Below are 23693 nucleotides of genomic sequence, written 5' to 3'. Positions count from 1 at the left end.
AGGAGCGTATCCGCTTGTCAACCCTGCTTACTTACCAGAATCTAAACCGAATGACTTCACTTGAAAAAGGAAGCTGGACCTCCCGCACCTACCGGGAAGCTGTTTTGAAACAAATCAGGACGCTCATCGCTTACGATGCCTACTGCTTCAACACCGTAGACCCTTCAACGCTTCTCTCAACAGGTGCAGTTACGGAGGATGGCATCGAAGCCATTCACAAGCAGCTGTTTCTCAATGAATATATGGAAGATGATGTTCATAAATATGCAGATTTAATTCAATCCGGCCAATATACAGCGATTTTACAGGCTTCGCTACCTCTTCATTCACAACCTGAGATCAGTTCTCGTTATGCAAACATTTTGCTGCCTGCCGGAATTCATGATGAGCTACGCACTGTTTTCGTAGATCAGGATGCTTGCTGGGGACACCTTACGTTGTATCGCAAACAGGATTCCCCTGCATTCACGGAAGAAGAGCGTTTGCTTATGCAGCACTGGACAGCTTCAATCGCCTTTATGCTTCGCACCACCCGCCTGTCCCTTACGGATGAGCTGACAGGTAAAAGTCCAGATGAACCGGGTATTATGCTTCTGGATACGTCATTTGAACCTGTGATGAACAATGCTGCCGCACGTTACTGGATATCTGAGCTTCACAGACTGGAACAAGTGGGACATGATGTGCTGCCAAGGCCCATTCGAGCGGTATGCTCTCATCTGCTGCAATCGACTCACACGAGAACGAGGACTGTTACTGAAGCTAGTGCGGAAAGCTTTGCCGAGAACGGTGCTGAAAAAGATAATAAAACGATTGCCAGTGCTATTTCCGCACCTGATCATGCAGCTCATCCTTTGTCCAAAGTCTGTGTTCAGCTGTCAGACGGACGATATCTCATGCTTCATGCAAGTCGAATGCAGCAGCCAGAAGACATTCAAACCTGCGTTCAACCGGATCATATCGCGGTTTGGCTGGAGCAGGCTATGCCTCAGGACGTACTGCCCCTCCTGTGCGAACGTTACGGATTATCTGCACGGGAGCGTGAACTGCTCGCTTACGTACTGCGCAGTTTCTCCTCAAAGGAAATCGCCGCGGCTATGCATATTTCGGTATACACTGTTCAGGATCATCTCAAGTCCATCTTTGCCAAAACAGAGGTGTCCTCTCGCCGAGAATTGATCTGGCATTTTGTTTCCCGCTTCCAATTATCGGGGGAGCTGTAGCGGCGAAACTATAGGAGTTTAAACAAAAAACCTGTCCCGAAGGACAGGTTTTTTGTTTGGATCAATTTATTTTACTAAGAGGAGCGGAAGCTTTATGTTCCCTTCTCCTGCCTTACCATCTTGAAACATAGGGCTTCCTCTCTAGGACTTGGCTGGTTTAGCAGCTCGTTTGGAGGAAGTGGCATTTTTGTCACTGCTGGCATTTTTCTTTGATTTAGAAACTGGTTTATGATCCTTCTTTGCCGTAGTCTGGCTCACCACCGCCGCTTCCTGCGGATGCTCCACTGGATACAGCTTACGGAACAGCAGTGTCTGGAGTACAAGGAATGATCCGCCTACAGTCCAGTACAGCGGCATCGCTGCCGGTGCAGACAAGGAGAAAAACGCCATCATTAGCGGTGAAATGTACCCCATAATCGCAAACTGCTTACGCTGCTCTGGTGCCATGTTGGCTTGTGATATTTTGGCCTGAATCAGATAGATCACCGCCACAACAACGGCCAGCACATAGTCTGGTGCGCCCAGCTTGAACCATAAAAAGGAATGGGACGACAGTTCTGGCGTAAGCCGGATCGCGGTATAAATACCTGACAAAATCGGCAGTTGAATTAACAAGGGCAGACAGCCAATATTAAGCGGGTTAAACTTGTGTTTTTTGTATAAAGCCATCGTCTCTTCGGACAGCTTCTGCCGATCGGCTGCATCATTTTTGCCTTCATATTTTTTCTTGAGCGCATCCAGTTCGGGTTTCATTGCGTTCATAATCACTCGTGTCCCCTGCTGGGACTTCGCTTGACGCATCATCAACGGCAACAACGCAAGTCGAATGACCAGTGTTATAATAATTATCGCTACCCCGTAGCTGCCGTTAAATGCGCTGGCAATATGCTGAATCAGATAGGACAGCGGAAATACGATGTAGTGATTAAAGAAACCCGGTGTCGATGAATTAATCTCCGATACGTTATTACTGCAGCCGGCAAGCAGCATGACCGCGAATACCATCGCGATCAGGCCATAGATCCGTCCCTTGCCAGCTGTAAAAGTGAACCCCTTGCTTGTCTTATGTTCCATATATATCCTCCTCGTTGATGGGTTGATTCACGTCTCAACGAGGAATAACAGTCTGGTTCATCTTCATCCGGTGCTTCTTTTCGTCTGACCATGCGACTCCAGTCTTCCGACCTGTGCTGTCTGTTCAAGCCCAACGCTGGAAATACCGGTTCAATGCCATCCCCGGCGCCGCCTTCCATCCAGTACTCTGTCATGCCGCAGTGAAGGTGGGCAATGTAAGCGTAACTGACTGTGAAGATGAGCCCAATCGAGAATATATACGGCAGCAGTTCATGTAATTCAAACAAGAGATTCACCCCCTTCATACGTTTGTTTTTACATTATAGCACTTACATATGAGGTTTGCATAAAGGAACTGCTGGCAAAAACAAACGCTGGTCTATTCCGTTCATCATTTGGACAATTCCAGCTGCGCTCGATACCTCGCCAGATTAAAGGAAGGCCATTCCAAGTCGGCTGCAAACTTATCCAAATGGGCTTTACGATCCATTAAATTCTCTTTCAGCTCAGGGTACTCTTGATCGGCAAACTGTACCAACAATGGCATTGCATCCGTAGATAAGCTTGCCAGATAAGCGGTATCAATCTGGCCTGTCTGGTGATAACGTTCAATGTTCAGCTCTGCTATTCGCGTGTCCATACCTGCGTAGTTAATGGCCGTATATGCTGTAATGCCCAGCACGATGTAACAACGAAGCAGCGGCAAGCGAGTATAACGAAGACGAAGTGCCGCAATCACTAACAGCAAGGCCAGGAAGATCATAAATGCATGCACAAGGAACCGGATATAGGTATATCCATATGCCTGCTCATACAGATTCAATCGCACAAAGGCCGAACATAACATAATTCCTGAACAGCTTATCAGAATAAGAAGCAGTACTCGCTGTACGATTGTGCCCCTTCTTTGCATCGGCCGGGTGTACTCAAGTGCAATAATTAACATCAGAAAGTTTAGCCCTGTAACCAGAATCAGCTCGGTAAATCCGCTTCTTGCATATTCAGCATAGGATAAATCGTTCGGCAGTCCTCCCTTCCCTGCTCCAAACAGGTATGAGAACTGCACAAGCACAAACAAAATGTAAACCATGTTGATGACGGTTAATATCGTGCCGGCAATGACCGGATCGAGCCGGATCGGCTCCTGATCCGATAGTGCTTGAGCCTGCGTGCGGGGAGTTACCGGAGTGAAGGCGGGAGTAATCCTGGCTTTTGTCTCCGGCTCAGCAACCGATTGGGCAGAATCGGGATGCTGTGAAACGGACGGAGGCAGTGCACTGCTTTTCCAATGCGCGTTCTCTCGCTTCTCTGCCTCATATTGCATCGGCTGCACAAATCCCCACACGTATCCGAAAAACAATAAACCGGCCGCCCCGATCCAGATTATTCTCGGAAGCATGGGCATGAACGCCAACTGATCCAGCCAAGCCGGAAAACCTGACAAAAATTCATGAAACACACCATCCGCGGAAGTCAATAAAGTGAGCACCACGAACAGAATAGGTATCGAAACAAGGAGACCTATTGAAATTTTGAAAACGACAGCTTTTTGCGATTTATGCATTTTGCGTGCTCCTGCCCGAACCATTATGGAAGCAGCCGTTCCGATGTGGCGAATCGTCTGCGGGAGCAGATGATCTAACGCTGTGCCAATCAAACCGATCTCCCACCAGTGTCTTTGCTTTCTCCCCATCACATATGTTAAATGCAGCATAATAAGCACAGGAATAATCAGAAAATTAAGCACCTGAAACAGAAAGTTATCAAATAACAGATAGGTCAGTGATAATAACAGTACAACACCAGCGATCCAGGCATCGAAAAGGGTTAATGCTCTCATACGATCCTGGGCGAATATGTACATAAAGCTGTAGAAAACAGTCACAAAAAGCGGATAAGACAGCCCGATTTCATGACCGTAAAACAAATACTGATGAATAACAGCAAGTAAAACAGCCACGAGCAGCGTGATTAAAGCACGGTGTGGTGAAGACTTTATTCTCTCAATCATGGGAAATACCTCCATTATTCTATCTACTTTTTATTTTAGGTGATAAAATAGGAAGATAAATAGAAAGATGGATGAATATAACTTCTTATTTTAGACATGTTGCTGAAAATGCGGAGGAGGACGGTTTCGTTGAAACTTCATCAGCAGTATTTGCTGCTTCACAGCCAGCTCGGGGATACAACAGAGCATACACTGACGCTGGCGGATCTCGCCGAGCTGCTGGACTGCACCCATCGGAACACCTTGACGATTGTAAAAAAAATGGCGGCCCTTGGCTGGATACATTGGCATGCACAGCGGGGACGCGGACGGCGTTCGGCTCTGTCTCTGCTGGCTCCAGCCGATCAGATTGCCGCTGAATATATGATGCAGGCGATGAATCGCCGGGAGTTACAGGAGGCTGCCGATCAGGTCAGAGCGTTCTCCAGCTCACCGTCAATGCAGCATTATCTCAACCAGTGGCTGCTTGGTTATTCAGGTCATCATACCGAGTCCGGGACCAACAATGAATCCATTGATACGCTCCGTCTTCCCATTCGCCAGCAGCTTCACGCACTCGACCCGCTGTATATTAACCTGCTTGCCGAGTCATTTGTGACCAGCCATGTCTATGATGGCCTTGTGCAGCGGGACGAACACGGACAGATTTTGCCTGCATTAGCACATACGTGGGATGTGTCAGACAATCGGCTAACATGGATTTTCCATTTGCGGAAAGGGGTTTATTTTCACAGTGGCAAACCACTTTCTGCTTCGGATGTAGTTTTTACATTTGAACGATTGCAAACCACAGAACGCCGGACATTATATCGCGAGGTCAGTAAACATATTCTTTCGGTTGAAGCAGTCGCCCCTCTAACTGTACGGTTTCAATTGAATAAACCGCATGAATTGTTTCTGTCCTTCTTGACGACCAGCCGTGCAGTCATCGTGCCTTCAGGCCTGAGCGCCCATACAGCTGCGAGTCAGTCTGAACGTGAACGCATACAGTCAAGACAAATCCCCGTTGGCACCGGACCCTTCAAGGTAACATTTTGGGATAACCATATGTGCAGGCTGGAGGCTTATCCCATGTATTTTCAAGGCAGAGCTCTCATTGATCGGGTGGATATTTTGCAAATTCCGTGGATCACTGCAGATAAACGTGGGGAAAATCAGGACCTGCATTACAGCACAAACGAAGCGGTAGAGTCACCCTTCTTCCATCTTATGCACAATCCGTCCAGCACATCCGGCACAGACTGGACACAAGCCAGCTCAGGTGTAACCGTGACAAAGCTGCTTACGTGTAACACCCAAAAACCCGGACCGTTAAACGATCCGGGTGTACGAGCATATTTACAGCAGTGCATTGATGTAATCTCGGCTTCACTCGTTGGCACAACTGACATGATGAATTCCTTCGCACGCTCAACGGACAAGCAAGAGATCGTGCTGAACATTGCGACCATTCCTCAATACCGACTGGACGCAGAACAGCTTGCACTGGCTCTGCATCCATACGGCTTCTCCTGCGCCATCTATACAGGCGGCATGGAACAGTTCAAGGGCGATTGGCGGCTTGAGTCCGATCTGATTCTCTTCTCCCTGATCAAGGATCGTGACGAGGAGCTTCGCAGATATGATATGTACGCCACCATGTCGGAGCATCTGGATCCCTTTTCCAAAGCTAAGGTGAGACAAATGATGCAAAGCATCGCGGTATCACCACATATCGGGGATCGCAAGCAGGTTCTGGATGAAGTGGAACGCTTCCTTATTACTGAACATCTCATGTTCAGTTTGTCTCACAAACCTGTTGAAACAGCGTATCTACCGACGGTGCGCGGGTTGTCATTCAACAGCCAGGGCTGGGTTAATCTGCGGCACATCTGGTTCCCATAGAAGGAACTAGAGTGAAAATGATATGAAGATGGAGTAACAGTATTAATAGACTGAACGATAGAATGACTGGAGCTTGGTACTGTTATGCTCTGCCCTGTATCCGGGTACGGTTTCTGTTACCGTTAATAGAAACCGTGTCCTTACGGCGATAGACACCGAGAAGCAGTCCGAACATGGCGTATTCAAGTATCACATGCGAGCCATAACCGAGGAGGGGGAATGAAATGCTCAAGATTGGAACCCTTCCAGTCATGGCCGCCAGAGAGTATAGCATCTGTAGTGCAAGCGTTATCGTTACATAGACTGCAATAATTGCTCCAAATGTATCTTTTATACGCGGTAGCATTTTTGTCATTGTACGAATTAACCATACAACACCTACAATGAGCAGCACACATGCCGACCATCCAAACATATCAACCAGCATAACCCCGGGGAAACTGAGGTAAAAATATTTAAAAAGCGAATCCATTGGGGTACCTAACCCATTCCCCCACCACCCTGCTGTTTTGACGATATCGATGATAGAATTATAGGTAAAACCATTGCCTTGAGGGTCCTTATCCAAATGAAACACAATCGATAATCTTTCCCATCGACTATACTTATCTGTTACCAGCAATAACAGGACTGCCGCAACGCCACATGAGAAGCCGGTAATCACCGTATACCACCATTTTTTTGTCATCCATCCGAATAGCAGCACGGCTACACATGCAAATAATGATAATCTAACCCAATCCGAAATCTGATATAAGAGCACCATGGGTAAAACGACTAATGCAGCATAAATACATATGGATTGTAGACTCAAGCCCACACGAAGTCTGTCAGACATGATGCCGCCGATGGCAATTGGAAGTATCGATATTGCAAATGTAGTTACATCGAGGGCAATTCCAAAAGGTAAATGCAGAAATCTATTCATGCTGCCATATGACTCTGATAACATCGGGTTAATATATAAAAGGGCATTGATCGATATATATATCCACCATGCAAACCTGATCCATTTACGATAGTCAAAAAAAGTACAGAACAACATTGCCACTACACCAAGACCTGTATAGATTAAATGGGAAGCTGAATATTGTTTTGGGGCGTCTGGCGAGGTAATGGTGTAAATGAACGTTAATATTACTCCCACCATAGCCAGTCCAATGATTCCAACCAGCAATCCCCAGTGCATACGATGACGGTGAAGTTTGTGCATGCTTTTGCCTAACTCGGTTGGATCACCCATCTGTTCGATGGCATACGCAGCCGCTTGTTCCGGACTATAACCTTCCTGTTCCTTATCACATATGATCTCATGTAAATGATTTTCCAGCTCTTCACGCAGATCGTTATGTACTTCACGCGCTTTGACTTGTCCACAGATTTGATCCAGATAGATGTCAACCTTCTCATTCCTCACTCTCTGTTCTTGATGTTCTATCTGTTCCTTCCATTCAATCTCTTCATTCTCAGTTTTCCTATTCATCAGCTCACCCCCCCTCCCCAAGTACACGATCTACAGCGCCACGAAATAAAGACCATTCTGCTTTCTTGTGCTGCAATGCCTGTATTCCTTGCTCCCGAATAGAGTAATATTTCCGCTTTCGACCATCTACTTCAGCCCAATAAGCCTCCACCCATCCTTCTATCTCCATCGCATGGAGTATCGGATACAGTGTACCTTCCTTAAGACTGAACACGCCCTCTGACTGGCGATGCAGTTCTTTAATCAATTCATAACCATACATGGGCTGGGTATGAAGCAGCGTTAATATTAACGTTTCTGTGCTTCCTTTAATCATCTGTTTATTGATCTGCAAACGTAGGCCTCCTTCATATGTTCATACATCGGAAATCTATGCATTGTTAAACTAGGTGTTATTTTACCTTTTTATTCCTTTTATGTCCAGTCCTTGTTTGAGCTATTTATGATAGAATACTACTCATATCTTGTTTTCATTTGATTAGCAACATTGGCAACAGAATTGATTGATATCACTAATGAAGGAGACACCCGCTCATGAGCAAAAGTAAACTGATTTTCTTCCTCGGCGGTGCGGGAAGCGGCAAAACTACTCTTGCCAAAGCGCTTTCCCGCAAATATAAAGCCGCCTTTCTGGATATGGATATTCTGCTTCGCCCTGCCGCTGAAGCCATTATGACATTACAGGGGCTTGACCCGTCAGACCGCGACTCACCTGAGTACAAACAGTTATGCCGCGACCTCGGATATCGAATTACGATGGACGCAGCTTTGGATAACGTGCAGCTTGGCGTGGATACACTTGTCATTGGCCCCTTCACCAAAGAGATTGAAAATCCCGATTGGATCGGGCAGGAACTGGCTCGGATCGGACGCTCTCTGGATGATACCGACGTTCGGGTTGCTTACATCTATTTACGGGACGAATCGCTCTATCATCAGCGTATTGCCGGAAGACAATCTCCACTCGATGCATGGAAGCTGGCAAATTGGGAAGCGTTCCGCGCATCTCTTGCTCGGAAAAACGTAGCCTGGCCGCTTCCCGCCGAAGCTGTGGCGTATATCGACAATTCCAGCGACGATGCTGCCATCGCCTTTGCTGAACTGGAACGGCGGATGTATAAGTAAAGTACAGGGTTCCTTTTTAAGACAGAGATGCATATTAGAAGGGGGACGCTGGTATAAATTCAGATGTTGGAGGAAGCTCCGTGTGTTGTTTTGCGAGTAGGCGTGAGGAAGTGAGCAAACAGGTAGGTTAGTAGGTTGGTGGGTTAGTAGCGAGGTTAGATGGGAGATTTGTCCTTGTAACGTCGTTTTGCGAGGTAGAGTGAATCTGTGACGGTGAGTCGTGTGAGATACGCCCCTCTATGGGAAATGCTGGCGAGATGCGTGGGTCGTAATTTTGGATGCGTTTGGTGATGTAATTTGGTCCGGGAACGTAGGAGAGAAGGTTCACAGATGATGGATTGGTGACTCGGTTATGATCGGTCGGTGACTCGTTGATGATGGGTTATTGGTTGGTTGAGCGTTTTGGCGCCTGAACATCTGCAAGATACGCTTTCCTTCTCAGTTTACGCAGCCTGGATCTGGTGTGCAGACTGTCTTAACTCTAACGATTCGTAGAAACCTTATTCAAGCCTTTTGGGCACATTTAAAATTCTAACGAATTCAAATGACGCTATTCCTCAAAAAAAGGCCAAAATACGCTCAAAAAGTCACTGTGACAACGAAATAAGGTCTGTGAGAATCGTTAGGTTTTCTTTTTCGTGAATATGCTGTAAATAAGCCTTCTGGGGATCGTTAGAATTCGGAGGCGAGGTCTGTGGCTTGCAAATTATTCGAGCGGCTCAAACTCAAGTCGTTGTTGGCGAAAATGTCTTCAAAACGCTAATAAATTCAGTGAAAAGCTGCGATAGAAAAGGACCCGTTTCATCCAACCTGCAAGGTTGACGATACCGATCCCGTTCTACCTCCGGCTTATCACACACACGGACTTATAGCTATACTATTACTCTCTACTTCTTACTCTCTATCTGTTACTCTCCATTTACTTTTCTTTCACCTGTTTACTTTTCTTCTCTTCCTCTCATTTACTTTTCTTTTTCCACACCCATTATCCAACCTTTCACCCTCATTCCGCTTTCTGCCTCGCCTTCTGGCGCTCAGCAATGCGAGTTACAATGAGGTTGTGACTTTCATCAATCTCCTCAGGTGTACAGGCAGCTTTCAGCTCATACACCTTCACAGGAGATCGGTCGATAATATCCAGAAATGAATCAAAGAAGTTCATATCTTTGCTATGAATATACGGACACCAGTGATCGGACAATCCAACTGTTTCATGAATGTGCACACCTACAACGTGATCGATCAGCGCATTGGCCTCGCGTACGTTGTCATAGAGCCCCATTCGGTCCATCATCATGCCATGGCCGATATCGTACCACAGTCCAAGGGGAGCCCCCTTCATCTGACCAATAATCGTACCTGCTTCCTGCAGCGTAGGCATCTGATAACAGCGCGAACGGGTTTCGATGCCAAAGCTCACACCGTATCCGCGCTGCTCCGACACATTACAGACCTCTTCCAGACTCTCTTGAATCCGCTTGAGATAGTGTTGACTTCCCGCCTCACGCTTCTCCAGCATCTCCTGCCACAAGGCCCGATAGGCCGGTGAATCCTTGCCCTCGTCGTGATAGATTTTTTTCAAGGATTCATCAATGTTGTACGTGAAAGGCACCTCGCCCGGATGAACAACAACCGCCTTCGCACCATAGCGATGAGCATATTCGGCAGAACGCAGCAGCAGTTCAATCGCCCGCTTGCGCCGCGGCTCATCGTCGAATCCAAGCAGTACCGAGTCTGTACCATAATCCGGGTCAGCTACATGCGGAAATGTGTTATGCACACTCGATATGCCAACTTGCCCACGTTCAATCATCGGTTCAATCGTCTGTAATAGCTCGTCAGTTACATTGTAGTTTAGCTCCACCTGTTTGAATCCAATTGACAAAATTTCTTCGATCATGCCCTGTCCCGTCGTATGCCGCTTGATATTCCAGCAAGTCGAGAATGAGTATTCCTTTTTATCTGTATACTGCACTCTTTCTGCCTCCTTCCGTTCCGCTGCCCTGTCATAGTCTCTTAATCTCATGTCATACAATCTCATCTCTTTATTCACCAAATTCCAAGTTCAAATCTCATCCGATTCTCGCTCACACCTGGAACATAACGATATATAATCTCCGCATAATCGGTATACATCAGGACTGTAGGATCAGGTGCTTCGGCCTTTACCGAGCAGGTCAGTCCCGGAAGATTCCAGCGCTCTGGCTGTAACTGCTGAAGACGAAGGGCCGGTCCCTTGATCTCAAAATAAACCTCGATCTCATCCTCAGTATCCAGCTGCACATCAATACACAACGATTCCGGGGTCACCTTTGCTTCAAAGGTAATGCCCCGCAGATGACTGTTCCAGTCCCCGCCCGTCTCGCGGCGCACCAGACGCAGATAATACCGCTCTCCCGCCTCTGTCTGCCAATGAATGGTTGCGGGGTGCATCTGGCCGTTGGTATTGCGGCTGCCCGACATTGCACCCATCATTCGTTTCTCACCGATCCAGGCCGAAGCCGTGCACAGATTACGATTCGCTTTGGGATCATTACGCTCGCACAGCTCCAGGAACTGTTTCTGCACCAAACGATCACCCTGATGTGCTTTAAAATAAGGTACAGCCTCAGCTGGCACATCAATGCCGAGCAGTGCAATCATCGGGTCATGCCCGGACTCACAGTTTATACCCGTTAAATACTCGTAGCCCTCTCCAAGCAAAAGATAAAGAAACACTCCGATGGAGCTGTGCTCCCTCATCTCCATATCATATGCCCGCGCGAACGGGCCTGACAGATTTTCCAGATTTGCATTGTAATACAGGGCAATATTGTTCCAAAGTCCATGCTCAATCCGATGAGCAAAATGTTTCATCTGTCCCGTGAGCGCATACCGTCTGAACATTCCCAGTACCGCGAGATCAACACCGTAATAGGTGGTTGTATTAAACTCCGCAAACGTACCGTCATATTGATCAAATTCCTTCAGCAGCCCTTCGGCCTGCTTCTCCGCATGCCGAATCCAGTCGGCCCGCTTGAACCGGTGACCATAATAATGGGTAATAAAAATATGCATCAGCTCGATGTTGGTGTTCATCGGAATCACATCGGACAGCCTGCGTTCCACAGAGCCCAGAACAGCTCGCTCCATTGCCTCATCCATTCGCCGGACAAGAGAAACAGGCAGCAGCTCATGAAACTCCGCTGTGGCAATCGCACAGACACATGCGATAAACTCCCGCCAGTTTGGATCATAACTGATCCAGACCGGTGGCAGTATAGCGTTAACCGCTTCGTGGAACAGCTGCTTTAACCGCTTGGCATCCGCACCTTCCTTTAATACATCATGCTCTTGCTGCAGATTATGAATAAACTGCGCAGACACCTTCTCAAAGGTGCGTTCCAGGAAATATGCCGTGCCTGGCGCAAATGATTTCCATGCATAATGACCCGCGGGTGGATGCACATCATTTGACTGGGTCATGAAGGTTCCATGATAGATTTCTTCCGGCGCATCATATTGATAGTCCAGCACCTTATCCAGCACCCGAGCCGCTCGCTCCACATCACCAGGCTCCTGACGAATCAGCAAGCCGAGTGCATAATGCGCACTGCCTCGTGTCTCGTGCTCCGCTGCATTCTCTTCAGCGCTGCGGAGCAAGCCAAGCTCTTCATCATACAAACGATCCATCATCACCATAGATTGGTTCACCAGGTATTGCTGTTCATTTGACATTTGTTTTACCATGGGTTGTGTCATGCCACAAGACCTCCTGAGACGTTAACCTTTAACAGCACCAACCATTACACCGCTGATGAAGTACCGCTGCAGCCAAGGGTATACAAGCAGGATCGGCAACGTCGAGAATATAACACTGGCTGCTTTCAAGCTTTCAGGCAACACATGTACTGCACCAATGCCTTCATTTTGCATCAGCTCTGTGATCTGATTCTGCTGTATCATCTGATATAACTTCAATTGTAACGGATACAACTCCGGTTTGGTAATATACATTAACGCATCCTGGAAGCCATTCCAGCGGCCGACGGCGTAGAACAGGCTGAGTGTTGCCATCACCGGGAGTGACAGCGGCAAAATAATTCGAATTAACGTGCCAATCTGTGTACTGCCGTCAATATCCGCAGCCTCCTCCAGACTTTCGGGAATTCCGCGGAAGAAGGTGATCAGAATAATCATATAAAACGGGCTGATCAGTCCGGGCAGAATCAATCCCCATGTGCTGTCAAGCAGATGCAAGTTTTTGATCAAAATATACTCCGGGATAATACCTCCGCTGAAAAACATCGTAACTACGATCACCATCATAAACCATTTGCGCCCTCTGAGACTGCTTTTGGCAAGAGGATATGCTGCCGCAATCGTCATAACCATACTCAGCACTGTGCTAAGAACGGTCAGCCAGATGGTATAGAACAGGGATCGAATCATGGAACCATCACCAAATACTTTGCCGTAGGCCTCCCAGGTAATCTCTTTCGGGAAAAAGGAGACCTCTCCCGAACCGATCGCCCGGTTCGAGCTTAGCGAGATGGAAATGATATGGATAAACGGTGCAAGGCACAGCACCATTGCAATCACAATCAGAATGACATTTACCGTGTTGAATATTCGATTCGCCGTGTTTTCCGACATCTCACTCACTCCTTACAGATCATAGATGAACTCCGTGTTGATCAAGCATTCCGTCCGTTACATAATGCTCTCGTCTGTTAATTTTTTCGATGCATAGTTTGCACCAAGGATGAAGATCAGTCCAACAACAGCCTGGAATAAACCTACTGCGGTTGCCAGCGTCACTTGACCGGATTGCAAACCCATGCGGTATACAAATGTACTGAGAACATCCGAATATTCACGAACCGCTACGTTGCCGATAATGAATGGACGGTCGAAGCTGATGGAGATCATGTTGCCGACATTGATGATCAGCAGGGTAACAATCGTTGTTTTGATTCCTGGCAGAGAGATGTGCCAGATTCTGCGCAAGCGGCTTGCTCCATCCACCTCGGCAGCTTCATACAGCTCGCGGTTGATACCCGTAAGAGACGCCAGATAGAGAATGGTGCCCCAGCCTGCACTTTGCCATACCCCTACAGCAAGATATGTGAAGAGCCAATAGTTTTTATCCGTGAGGAATGGAAGCGGATCAAGCCCGATGCTCATTAACATATTGTTAATGAAGCCAGACTGTGTGCCGAACACCTGTAACACGATCCCGCCAATGATGACCCATGAGATGAAATGCGGAATGTACAGCAGCGTCTGCGCCATCTTTTTAAACCAGGCCACTCGTAATTCAAAAAGCAGGATTGCCAGAATCAATGGTGCCGGAAACGATACGAGCAAATCCAGGAAATTCAGAACGATAGTGTTGCGCAGTGCCGTGTAGAACCCTTGATTTTCGAACACTTCTTTGAAGGCATCGAACCCGATCCACTTGCTGCCGGAGATGCCCTGGAAGAAGTTAAAATCCTTAAACGCAATCTGTACACCATACATCGGACCATACTTGAAAATGATAAAATAGATCATTGGCAGCACGAGCAAAGCATACATTTGCCAGTTTCTGCGGAAATAGGTGCTCGTCTTCATAAATGTTCCCCCCAAGTCATGCAGGATGTACCATGGAGGACGATCCAACCATCGCCCCCATGAAATCCTGTTCTATGCTGTACCCATGCACCTGCTTTCAGTCCGGCTTACTTCATTGCTTTGTAAGCTTCTGTACGCTCATCGAGGATGGCTTGACCTCCGCTTGCCATATAATCCTTCATCATGCTGTCATAGACTGCTTCAAAATCAGATGGCTTGGAGATCGTTGTTTTCACAATGAACTCCATGAATTTGTCCTGCAAACCATTTCCATAACGCGCCTCAGCTTCAATAGGTTTGGAGAAACGTACAGGCTGAATTGTATCTGTATTCGAGATCGCTACCGATTTACGCATATCATCCCGGTATTTCGATTCAACCTGAACGACATATGCCTCTTCATTTTTCTTGTCATCACCAACATATTTACCGTTCACGATAATAGCGATGTCACCAGAGTTGTAGATCCGACCGGCAATTTCAGGAGAAGCATCCTCTTTGATCTGAGGTACGCCGTCCACCAGTTCATAGTTCTCGTCTTTTACGCCGAATTGCAGGTCAAACAGATTGTTTCCAGATGCCATCCAGTCCAGATATTTCATCGCTGCTTCAGCGTTTTTGCTGGTCTTCGGAATCATGACATACATGGCATTTGGAGCATAAGCCGGTTTGGCGAATTTGCCTTCGGAGTTTTTGAACGCATCAATCGGTGTCATGACAGCACCCGGCTTATTCGTTTGCAAGTTTTTATACGTACCGGAAATATAAATCTCACCTGCATCTTCCGTATAGAAACCGACTTTGCCGTTAGATACATCTTCCCACAGCTTTTTCTTGTCTTTATCCAGGCCAAAGTCCTTGCTCATTAATCCCTCGTTATACAAGGTGTTCATGTATTTCAGAGCATCCTTGAACCCAGGCAAGAGTGTCGGATAGTCATTGGAACCAAGCTGCTGTGTCAGTGTGTATTTTTGTTCTTCCGTCAGCGGCTGAATGAAGGACCAGATCAGCGGCTCATATTGTGCAGGAGCAATGGACATGCCCATTGGAATGAGCGCTGAGCCCACCTTGCCGGGGTCTTTGTCTTTGAATGCTTTCAATGTTGTGTGCAATTCTTCAGCTGTTTGTGGTACCGGCAAGCCAAGAGCATCAAGCCAGTCCTGCCGTACATATGAAGCATATTTCCCTAGCACCAGACGTTTTCCCGGAATGGCGAGCTGCTGTCCGTCATACTGACCGTATGCCAGCGTTTGATCACCCAGCAGCTTTTTCAGGTTTGTGCCGTCTTTATTAATGAGGTCGGTCAGTTCGGTCAGACCTCCTTGTTCAGCGTAGCGGTTGAATGTACCGGAATCATAGGTAAAGACGATATCAGGCACCTCTGAGCCACTTGCCATCAGTACATTAAGCTTCTGCACTTCTTCCGAGCGTGGCACCGGTACAAATTGAACATCAATGTTGTTGGGATCACCAAACTGCTTCTGAATGAAGCGAGTCAAATAGCTGTCCGAGATGGTGTATCCTGCCGGTGTATTGCCCCGGTCAAAAATTTCTACTTTCAAAGTTGTTCTGTTCCCCGCACCCGCTCCACCGGATGATGAAGCTGCTGAATCACTCCCGGATGAACACGCGGATAATAATAGAGTGAACGCTGTTACCACTGCGAGAACCGAACTTGCCTTGCCTGTCTTGCGTCTTTGAAATAATCTCATTTGACCTTTCCCCTTTCGTACACCTTCTGAATGATTCACATGATCGCCACTCCGTTATGGTTGCCCATGTTGCTGCACCTGTGAATGTCACTAATTATTACATTGTTTTCTGAAAACCGACAATAAACTATTTTCAAAATGAATAAAACGTTGAATTTACGTCAAAAAAATGAACTTATAAACCATTTTCCCGTTGATAAACTGTTTTCAACCGTTCAATGTTATATAAACTAACACATATTTTGATTGTTTTCACTGTTTTTCAATGGTAATCTGTCCTCGGATCGACAAAAAACGACAGTGTTAATCCATTTTCCCGATGATCCTCTCCCCATAAAATAAAAAAAGACCACGCTATTGGTGGTCGATTCCGTTTGTAATGATCATTATTACGGATTTGTCACAGCAGTTTAGTCCCTCGGTAAAAGATTAAAGCGCACGTCTCCAAATAGCAGATCTGCCGCATTTCCCTTGAATCCATCCACCACATGCTCCTGGCGATTATCGAGATGTTCTACAATTAAAACATTATATTTCTGATCATAGTGCATACCGCCTAACTTGAACTGTACAGGCAGATTCAGATTCGCTGCTGTCTTTGTCATGACTTCTACAAGCTCCGATTCATGTCGCTCTCTACTGGTATTGTAGTTCCCTGGTGGAATGGCCAGCGAAAATGACGAACCATCCACATTGAAATCAAATAAATTGTTATCTACTGTAACATTAGTCTCACTTCCAAGCTCCACTGAACCCCAAACTTGTTGCCCATATCGACTCATAATGTAAATCCCCCTTGCGTTTTTATATATGTGTGTAGTATAGTGCATGTCCTTATTTTTCTAACGATATTCCATGAATACATTTCGATCATTTCATAACAAAAAAATCCCCTATGTCAAGCAGCAGGATTACACCTTATGCTTTCATAGGAGACTTAGATTCAACTCACAAATGTTCACATTCAACGTTTATTTCTCTTCCGGTCTGCCAAATTGCTTCCGATAATCTCCTGGTGTCACATTCATGACACGTTTAAACACTCTGCCAAAAGAGATTGCATTCGCATAACCGACCTGCTGGGCAATATCCTGAATCGCTGTATCGGATGTGGCCAGCATTCGGCAGGCCTTTTCTACTCTCAGCTTCACCAGAAAGTCAACAAACTTCATATCGAACTCTTCCTTGAAGAGATAACTTGCGTATTTACCCGATATCTGGAATCGATCACTCAGATGTTTCAGCGAAAGGTCCGGATCATCGAAGTGTTCTTCGATATATACGCGAAGTTCATTAATCATCGCACGATGACTCTTGGTTTCGTTCACCGCTACGTAATTGCGATAGACCTCCTTCAGCCACTCCAGCAAAATCTCACGGATGCACTCGAGTGTGTCGGCTTCCTGAATTTGTGCACGAAGCCTTGCCAGAGTGGATTCATCGAACTGATGCTGCAAACGTTCAGAGAGTTCGCCAAATTCACGTGCTAACATCTGAATAAGCGACTGAACAAGCATACGAATATCCTTGTCATTCATCTGATCCTCGCTGAACGCAATAAACATCTGATCCAGCTGCGTTCGCCATTCATCTCCGGTCAATCTGAATTCACGAACGATGTCTGCAAGCATCTGAAGATATTTGTAGGAATGCAGCTCGGTCTGATCAGGCAATTGCTCACTAAGTACAATCGCATCCTGACCGAGTGTCAGCCGGTGCTGCAATCCCGCATCAGCACTCGCATAAGATCGGGTAATATCGTCCCATCCACTAACCGTTTGTCCGATGCCAAACGTAAATCGAATGCGGAAATGCTCAGCGATCCACATATGCATCTGTTTGGACAATTCGATCAGCAGCTCGCGGCTGAGTCCTTCCTTTTCATCCGAAGCAACCACAATGATGAGACGACGATAACCGAACCATTCTGCCCACGCGCCGAGCCCGTTCTCCCGCTGTACCAGTTCCTTGAATACATTCATCAACGCCATTTTCAAAATATTCTGATTGCCGGGCAGATCTGTTCCATTCATCTCCGCCACCAGTACCGCTGCGCTTTTCGGCTCCAGAAATCGCTCCTCCAGCGGAAGCAAATGACGAAGGCGCTGACGGAATGAATCCATACGCTCCCCTTCCATCAGATCCACCAGCAGCTGCCTGCGATGAATGAGCAGATTCTCATGATGCTGCTTCTCATAGTCCACCGTTTGAGCGATGAGATGTTCAAGTGCACGGTCAATCAAGGCCAGCTCATCTTTGACAGACGGTGCCGCCTCCTCCTCTTGTACACGAGGCTGCAGCTCCTGAATGCGATTCATCATGAGCTGTATAGGCCGCACATTTCGTCGTGTAATATAGATCAGACCCGCAACGGCACCCGCAATCGTCAGAATACCAATACCAATCCATACATACGAAACAAGCGACACCCATGAATATAAATGTCCCGTCTGAATGCCGCTTTCGAAGGTAAGTCCCAGCTTCTCGGACTGCACACGATTCAGTATATTTCCATCGCCTGACGCAATCTGATGAGCCGAATAGACAAGCTGGTTATGACTGTCCTTCACCTGCAAAAAGGAAAGATTGGCATCCGTCATATTGTCGATCTGTCTCTCCAACGCATACACCCGGATAGAGATGACAAGCAGGCCCTCCCCGCCCCAAGGGAGCGGCAGCCATTTGTTCATGCTGATGACCTGTGAAGGCACATCAAAGGAACGCTCTTTATAGGATCTGGGCTGATTCCAGCCCAGATTTTGTCTGTTTTTCAAAGCCTGCTCAATATAAGCCCGGTCTTCGAATTCCTCCAGATTCACCATACCTCTGGGCGTCAGAATACGGGAGTCTGCGAGCCGATATAGATAAATGGACTGCACCGTGCCCTGCTGATCCAGCATTCGTCCCAAACCACTCGCTGCATCATAGAGAAACGCACTGGATAGCTGTCCTTCCTGGGCTTCGAGAAATCGACTGTACATTTTGTTGGTGCCGATATCATCGAGCAGTCTCATCTCAATATCACCTAATGAACGCTCCAGTGTACTTACAATATAACGTGTGGAGATCATATCCGCTTTCTTGGTTTCATTCCGTGACAGTTCGTTCACAATCAGGAAGGAGAGAAAAATCAGAATGGAGATCGTAAGCAGAAAGAGGGGAAAATACGAATAAATCAACTTGGTGTGCCAGCTCCGCTTCAGATTCACCTTCATGGGCCTCAGCTCCTTCCTATCAAATCTATATAATTTGAACTAAAGATTTTACAATGTCGACTTCGATGACAGAATATCTCCTTCATAATGCTATTCCAGTGAGTAAGCCCTTCTCTGCTCTCTCGCTTGTCTGCTGACGATATACAAAATGACTGCGCCCAATGCAGCACTAATTGTACAGGATAAATACATTACGGAGGGTCCACCCGTATCCAGCAGGTACCCGTTCAGCATGTTGCCCACAATGCCGCCAAGTCCGGCAAACACCATGTTAAACAAGCTCTGGCCTGTCGCCTGCATCTCACGCCCTGTCACGGAAGCCACGTATTCCACCGCCGCAATATAGAAAAATCCAAAGGATAATCCATGTAACACCTGAACACCGAGCATTACTTCCGGGGTAGGCCACAGCCACTGAATTCCCCAGCGCAGCATATATGCCCCCGCCGCAAGCAGCATGGTACGCTCATGCCCCCACTTGCGAAGCACGTAAGCAGCTGCCAGCATGGATGGAACGTTTGTGATCGATGCAAGCAAAAGCGCTGTACCTGTCAGAGCGACAGAACCGCCAGCCATCTGAAACGAAATAACGAAAAAGGAGTTAAACGCCGTCAGCGTTTGATTCACCAGAAAACAACCGGTGAGAAAGAGAAGGAACGTACGATTTCGAAGCAATCTTGCCAAACCTACGGAGAAGGTTACCGAGGACGAGGAGATGCTCGTCTGCTTGGGGAGTGTGCCCGCCAGTATTGCGCTCAACATGTTAAAGAAGAGGAAAGGCAGCCATAACATATGAATGGAAAACTGGGAAAGATACATCCCTGCAGCGAATCCGCCAAGTCCTGTCCCCAGGCTTCCGAAGAGCCGAATCATGCCATAAGAGGTGTTCGCCGCTCTTGCTGCTGTTACCGCGTAGGAATCAGCTACAGGTATCTGTGTCACTTGAAATATAGTGCATAAAGTATAAATCAAAATTAATATAATGTACACCTGAATATTATAAAAGTACGCCAGCAGCGCCGGAATCATCAGGCTAATCACAAGCACCAGGCGTGTTTTCCTGAATTTATCCACCAGAATTCCCCATACCGGCTGGAGAATGATGGATATTAATGTACCGAAAGCCATTATAAATCCGGTATCTTTACTTGAAAAACCCTGTGCAACCAATATGGGGTTAATGTAAGGGTTAAAAATACCTCCCGCAAGTCCCATAAACAGGTACAAGCCCTGCAGTTTAATTAACACACGTCTTGCTTCAGAAGAAGAATCGGCTGTTCTATTTTTTGTATCAGCCATCATATGTCTATCTCTCATCCGGATCTCCATCCTTTTTTACTTTAGTCTCTGTGTATTGGTTCTACCGCTCCGTACGTTGAAGGTTACGTCTGATAGATGCCAGTGCTCCGATAGCTCCTGCTTTATTGCCAAGCTCGGCAATAACAATTTGTACCGGAAGTACGACGTAACGCTTCAACCGGGTCTGAACCTCGTTGAGATAATAGGTTGGATTGGATGCGGCAACGCCCCCTCCCAGCACGATGATCGATGGGTTAAGCAGTGCCGTAATATTAGCGAGCCCTCTGGCCATATAACGCAGGGGCAGATCCAGAATTTCAAGTGCAGCCACATCACCTGATTCCGCGGCTTTGAATACATGCCTTGCTTCAATCTGCTCTGCTTGCCCTCCGGCAAGGCTCCAGATCAAGGAAAGCTCACTCCCTTTTCCAGCTGTAAAATAGTTCCTTGCCCGCTCGGTAATGCCCGTGCCTGACGTGACCTGCTCAAACACCCCGAACGCATCTGCATCTGCTGCATATCTAGGGTCAAGCCCTTCATCACCTGCAACAAAATGTCCTATCTCACCCGCGGCTCCGTGCTGTCCACTGTATAATTCTCCATTAAGTACCAGAGCAGCGCCGATGCCCGTGCCCACGGTGACCATGACACTATGGCGATGTCCACGAGCCGCACCCTGATCCACTTCTCCCATCGCTGCCATATTGACATCATTGTCCAGAACGATATTTCCGCTGTAAAACTGGGCAATGATCGGCCGGATATCTTCTTCAGGCCACTGGAAGGCAGGCGCATTTCGCAATACTCCCTCATCCTGCAGGATAACACCAGGGAATCCCAGTCCTACACCAGCCAGTTGCTGCCACTGACACCCTGATTCCTCGCAAAATGTTTTTAATTCGGTAAACAGCCAGCGAAAAAAGGATTCGGGCTGATCAGCGGCTTGTGTCGGTAATCTGCATTCGTAAACTTGCCCATCCCCATTTCGGGTGCATAATAACATCAATATTTTGGTACCGCCAATGTCAATGCCAGCGACCCAGGAAGCCTTCTCCCGCATCTCACCTTGAACCGTTTCACTCATAAAATGTCCTCCTTATTCGACTTAACACCATGAAATGCATGTCTTGACCTTTATACGCTCATCTGGAGCTTCACAAAAGCTGTCTCTGTTTTTGCCTGTTGCAGTATTGTCGATACTGTTAATCTACTCTTCTGATTCTCCTTGCTGGAGATTCAGCAAGGTTCGCTGCAATGCAACCTGTACAGCACCTGTAACGACGGCCCGTTCCCCAAGAGCGGAACAGATCAGCTGCGGCTTCACCGGAAATTGCTCGGCAGCGATCTGCCTTAATAGGGGCAATAACACATCACCGTTCCCGCCAATACCGCCTCCCAGCACGATTAGTTCAGGAGCAAGCACCGTGCTGATCTGACGCAGCGCCGAGGCAATCATCTGGCTGTACTGCTTGATAACGCTCATGGCCTGAACCTCTCCGCTGCGTGCAGCTTCGAAAATCATCTCGGGAGTCAGAGCCTGCATCCCATCTGCAGCCGCATCTATGTTGTCATCTGTATTGTCACCTGTAACTTCTTCTGCACTGAAAGGAAGGGCATCTGAATGTTTCGGATTTTTCACTTCATTCGATTCTTTCAATTCATTCGAATTCTTCAATTCATTTGAAGTCTTCAAACCAAGCGCCAACCCTTGTTGCTTTGCCAGATGTAGAAGTCCGTCAGCAGACAGCACATCTTCGAGCCGGCTTCCATTCTCCAGCAGCATCTCGGCCACTTCACCAGTCATTCCGCCCAATCCGTGCAGTAATTGACCCTGAACCATAATGCCGGCTCCCGTACCTGCGCCAATGGAGAAAAAAACAAACAATGGGGAATCCACCGCAGCACCGCTTCGGTACTCGCCAAGTGCAGCCAGATTCACATCATTGTCGAGAATGACATTACACGGAAAAGCACGAGCTAACGCATCTCGAGAGAATGCGCTCTCCATTCCTGTGAGTGGTTCAACAATACGCCTGATCTTGCCTGACCCGGGCAGGACAACCCCCGGAATCCCGAATCCGATGCAACGTATATTACTCCACTCCAGCCCGTTCTTCTGCAGCATCTGGTTAACATAGCCTTGTAACAGCAGCAGCACAGACCGTTCAGATGATTCATTCGATTCTTGTGATTCCTGCTCTTGGTGCATGTCTCGGATAATTGGCGGATAGGCAGCATAAGCCACGATCTGCCCGTTCAGGTCTCCCAAAGCAACCCGAATTCGCGTGGCCCCGATATCAACACCGCAGACATAATACGCTGTCTCGTTAAATTGAATCAACGTTGCCTTCCGACCTTGGGCGTTATCCGCGCGCCCCGTTTCCTTGACCAGGTTGCGTTCAATCAGATGCTCTACTGCGGACGATACTGTTGGTTTGCTAAGTCCTGTCTGACGGCTGATATCCGCTCTTGACATGGCACCTTGAGTAATCAAGGCATCCATAATCAGATTTTCATTCAGATTGCGGATATATTGCGGTGTGCCAGCCATCATATCACCTCCTTTTTATAGTTAGTTAAGTTTCTTAACGAATTGTTATCAATATATCATTCAGCTTGCTGCGTGTACAGCATATTTTCCGTCAGCACCTATATAAGTTGAACGAAAGATTTGACACAGGTTAATCCGATGACAGAATAATATTATTAACCTGAAGATCATTGTTCTTCAGATTTTTTTGGTTTTATTTTGCTAAGGGGAGAAATTCCGTTGATACAGGTGAAGTTTATGGAGTTATGCTTCTTATGCAGCTTTCTTCCGAAAGCTTTTTGGTCCGTTATCTCCCGGCCTGAAAGGCTAACGATTCCCAGAAGCCTTATTCGCTCTCAAATCAGGTTATCCGAATTCTAACGATTCCCAGGAACCTTATTATAGGAAAAAAACGAGAAAATAACCTCCATAATTGCAAAATCAGCCATATAACGTCTCTGTGATCACTAGTCATGCGTTAAACCTGACATGAATAATCAGCAAAAAAAAGTGAATTTAGACTTCCAAACCATAAAAAAATC

General features: G+C 47.1%; 18 protein-coding genes. 3 read left to right on the top strand and 15 right to left on the bottom strand.

The window, feature by feature from the left end:
- Window positions 1-14: 14 nt before the first annotated feature.
- Entirely contained in the window at window positions 15-1223 is a 1209-nt protein-coding gene (locus tag ACQSGY_RS29395) for a helix-turn-helix transcriptional regulator (protein WP_427182124.1), read from the top strand.
- Between the two features lie 141 nt (window positions 1224-1364).
- On the opposite strand, the gene yidC is transcribed toward ACQSGY_RS29395, so the two are convergent.
- The 3 genes from yidC to ACQSGY_RS29380 form a co-directional block, all read right to left on the bottom strand.
- Window positions 1365-2297: a membrane protein insertase YidC gene (gene yidC, locus ACQSGY_RS29390; RefSeq protein ID WP_427182122.1), complete on the bottom strand. Its 933-nt coding sequence runs from the start codon at window positions 2295-2297 to the stop codon at window positions 1365-1367.
- Window positions 2234-2584 carry a hypothetical protein gene (locus ACQSGY_RS29385; protein WP_184190037.1) on the bottom strand — a complete coding sequence of 117 codons (351 nt, stop codon included), beginning with the start codon at window positions 2582-2584 and terminating at the stop codon, window positions 2234-2236. The genes yidC and ACQSGY_RS29385 overlap by 64 nt, the downstream gene beginning before the upstream one ends.
- Before the next feature lie 104 nt (window positions 2585-2688).
- Window positions 2689-4308, bottom strand: coding sequence for a DUF4153 domain-containing protein (locus ACQSGY_RS29380; protein WP_427182120.1), 1620 nt, complete (start codon window positions 4306-4308; stop codon window positions 2689-2691).
- Between the two features lie 129 nt (window positions 4309-4437).
- Here ACQSGY_RS29380 and ACQSGY_RS29375 point away from each other — a divergent pair, with 129 nt between their 5' ends.
- Window positions 4438-6192, top strand: coding sequence for an ABC transporter substrate-binding protein (locus ACQSGY_RS29375; protein ID WP_427182119.1), 1755 nt, complete (start codon window positions 4438-4440; stop codon window positions 6190-6192).
- A gap of 82 nt (window positions 6193-6274) precedes the next feature.
- Here the strand turns inward: ACQSGY_RS29375 and ACQSGY_RS29370 are convergent, their stop codons facing one another.
- Both ACQSGY_RS29370 and ACQSGY_RS29365 read right to left on the bottom strand, forming a co-directional pair.
- Complete coding sequence (locus ACQSGY_RS29370; RefSeq protein ID WP_427182117.1) at window positions 6275-7675, bottom strand: FtsW/RodA/SpoVE family cell cycle protein; 1401 nt, start codon at window positions 7673-7675, stop codon at window positions 6275-6277.
- 4 nt (window positions 7676-7679) lie between these two features.
- Window positions 7680-8009 carry a PadR family transcriptional regulator gene (locus ACQSGY_RS29365; protein WP_427182115.1) on the bottom strand — a complete coding sequence of 110 codons (330 nt, stop codon included), beginning with the start codon at window positions 8007-8009 and terminating at the stop codon, window positions 7680-7682.
- A 200-nt stretch (window positions 8010-8209) separates the two neighbouring features.
- Between ACQSGY_RS29365 and ACQSGY_RS29360 the strand changes: the two genes are divergently transcribed.
- Entirely contained in the window at window positions 8210-8800 is a 591-nt protein-coding gene (locus tag ACQSGY_RS29360; protein ID WP_427182114.1) for an AAA family ATPase, read from the top strand.
- 1003 nt (window positions 8801-9803) lie between these two features.
- On the opposite strand, the gene ACQSGY_RS29355 is transcribed toward ACQSGY_RS29360, so the two are convergent.
- The 10 genes from ACQSGY_RS29355 to ACQSGY_RS29310 all read right to left on the bottom strand — a co-directional run bounded on the left by ACQSGY_RS29355 (window position 9804) and on the right by ACQSGY_RS29310 (window position 23172).
- Window positions 9804-10775 (bottom strand): sugar phosphate isomerase/epimerase family protein, encoded by a 972-nt coding sequence (locus ACQSGY_RS29355; protein ID WP_427182112.1) that lies wholly within the window; start codon window positions 10773-10775, stop codon window positions 9804-9806.
- Between the two features lie 74 nt (window positions 10776-10849).
- Window positions 10850-12541 (bottom strand): hypothetical protein, encoded by a 1692-nt coding sequence (locus ACQSGY_RS29350; RefSeq protein WP_427182110.1) that lies wholly within the window; start codon window positions 12539-12541, stop codon window positions 10850-10852.
- A 21-nt stretch (window positions 12542-12562) separates the two neighbouring features.
- Window positions 12563-13435, bottom strand: a complete 873-nt coding sequence (locus ACQSGY_RS29345; RefSeq protein ID WP_216513693.1) for a carbohydrate ABC transporter permease — start codon at window positions 13433-13435, stop codon at window positions 12563-12565.
- Between the two features lie 57 nt (window positions 13436-13492).
- The gene (locus tag ACQSGY_RS29340; RefSeq protein WP_111272472.1) at window positions 13493-14395 is read right to left on the bottom strand and encodes an ABC transporter permease; all 903 of its coding nucleotides are present in this window, start codon (window positions 14393-14395) and stop codon (window positions 13493-13495) included.
- 107 nt (window positions 14396-14502) lie between these two features.
- On the bottom strand, window positions 14503-16107 hold the full coding sequence (locus tag ACQSGY_RS29335; protein ID WP_427182108.1) for an extracellular solute-binding protein: 1605 nt from the start codon (window positions 16105-16107) through the stop codon (window positions 14503-14505).
- A 410-nt stretch (window positions 16108-16517) separates the two neighbouring features.
- Window positions 16518-16889, bottom strand: a complete 372-nt coding sequence (locus ACQSGY_RS29330) for a hypothetical protein (protein WP_427182106.1) — start codon at window positions 16887-16889, stop codon at window positions 16518-16520.
- Window positions 16890-17078: 189 nt separating this feature from the next.
- A complete protein-coding gene (locus ACQSGY_RS29325; RefSeq protein WP_427182104.1) occupies window positions 17079-19322 on the bottom strand; it encodes a helix-turn-helix domain-containing protein in 2244 nt (747 codons plus the stop codon).
- Window positions 19323-19412: 90 nt separating this feature from the next.
- Window positions 19413-20639 carry an MFS transporter gene (locus ACQSGY_RS29320; protein ID WP_427182102.1) on the bottom strand — a complete coding sequence of 409 codons (1227 nt, stop codon included), beginning with the start codon at window positions 20637-20639 and terminating at the stop codon, window positions 19413-19415.
- Between the two features lie 43 nt (window positions 20640-20682).
- Window positions 20683-21705 (bottom strand): ROK family protein, encoded by a 1023-nt coding sequence (locus ACQSGY_RS29315; protein ID WP_427182100.1) that lies wholly within the window; start codon window positions 21703-21705, stop codon window positions 20683-20685.
- Window positions 21706-21828: 123 nt separating this feature from the next.
- Entirely contained in the window at window positions 21829-23172 is a 1344-nt protein-coding gene (locus ACQSGY_RS29310; protein ID WP_427182098.1) for an ROK family transcriptional regulator, read from the bottom strand.
- Window positions 23173-23693 lie beyond the last annotated feature (521 nt).

It is taken from the genome of Paenibacillus sp. TC-CSREp1, from assembly GCF_050171015.1.
GTDB lineage: Bacteria > Bacillota > Bacilli > Paenibacillales > Paenibacillaceae > Paenibacillus > Paenibacillus silvae.
This window is presented reverse-complemented; position numbering and strand designations above follow the sequence as displayed.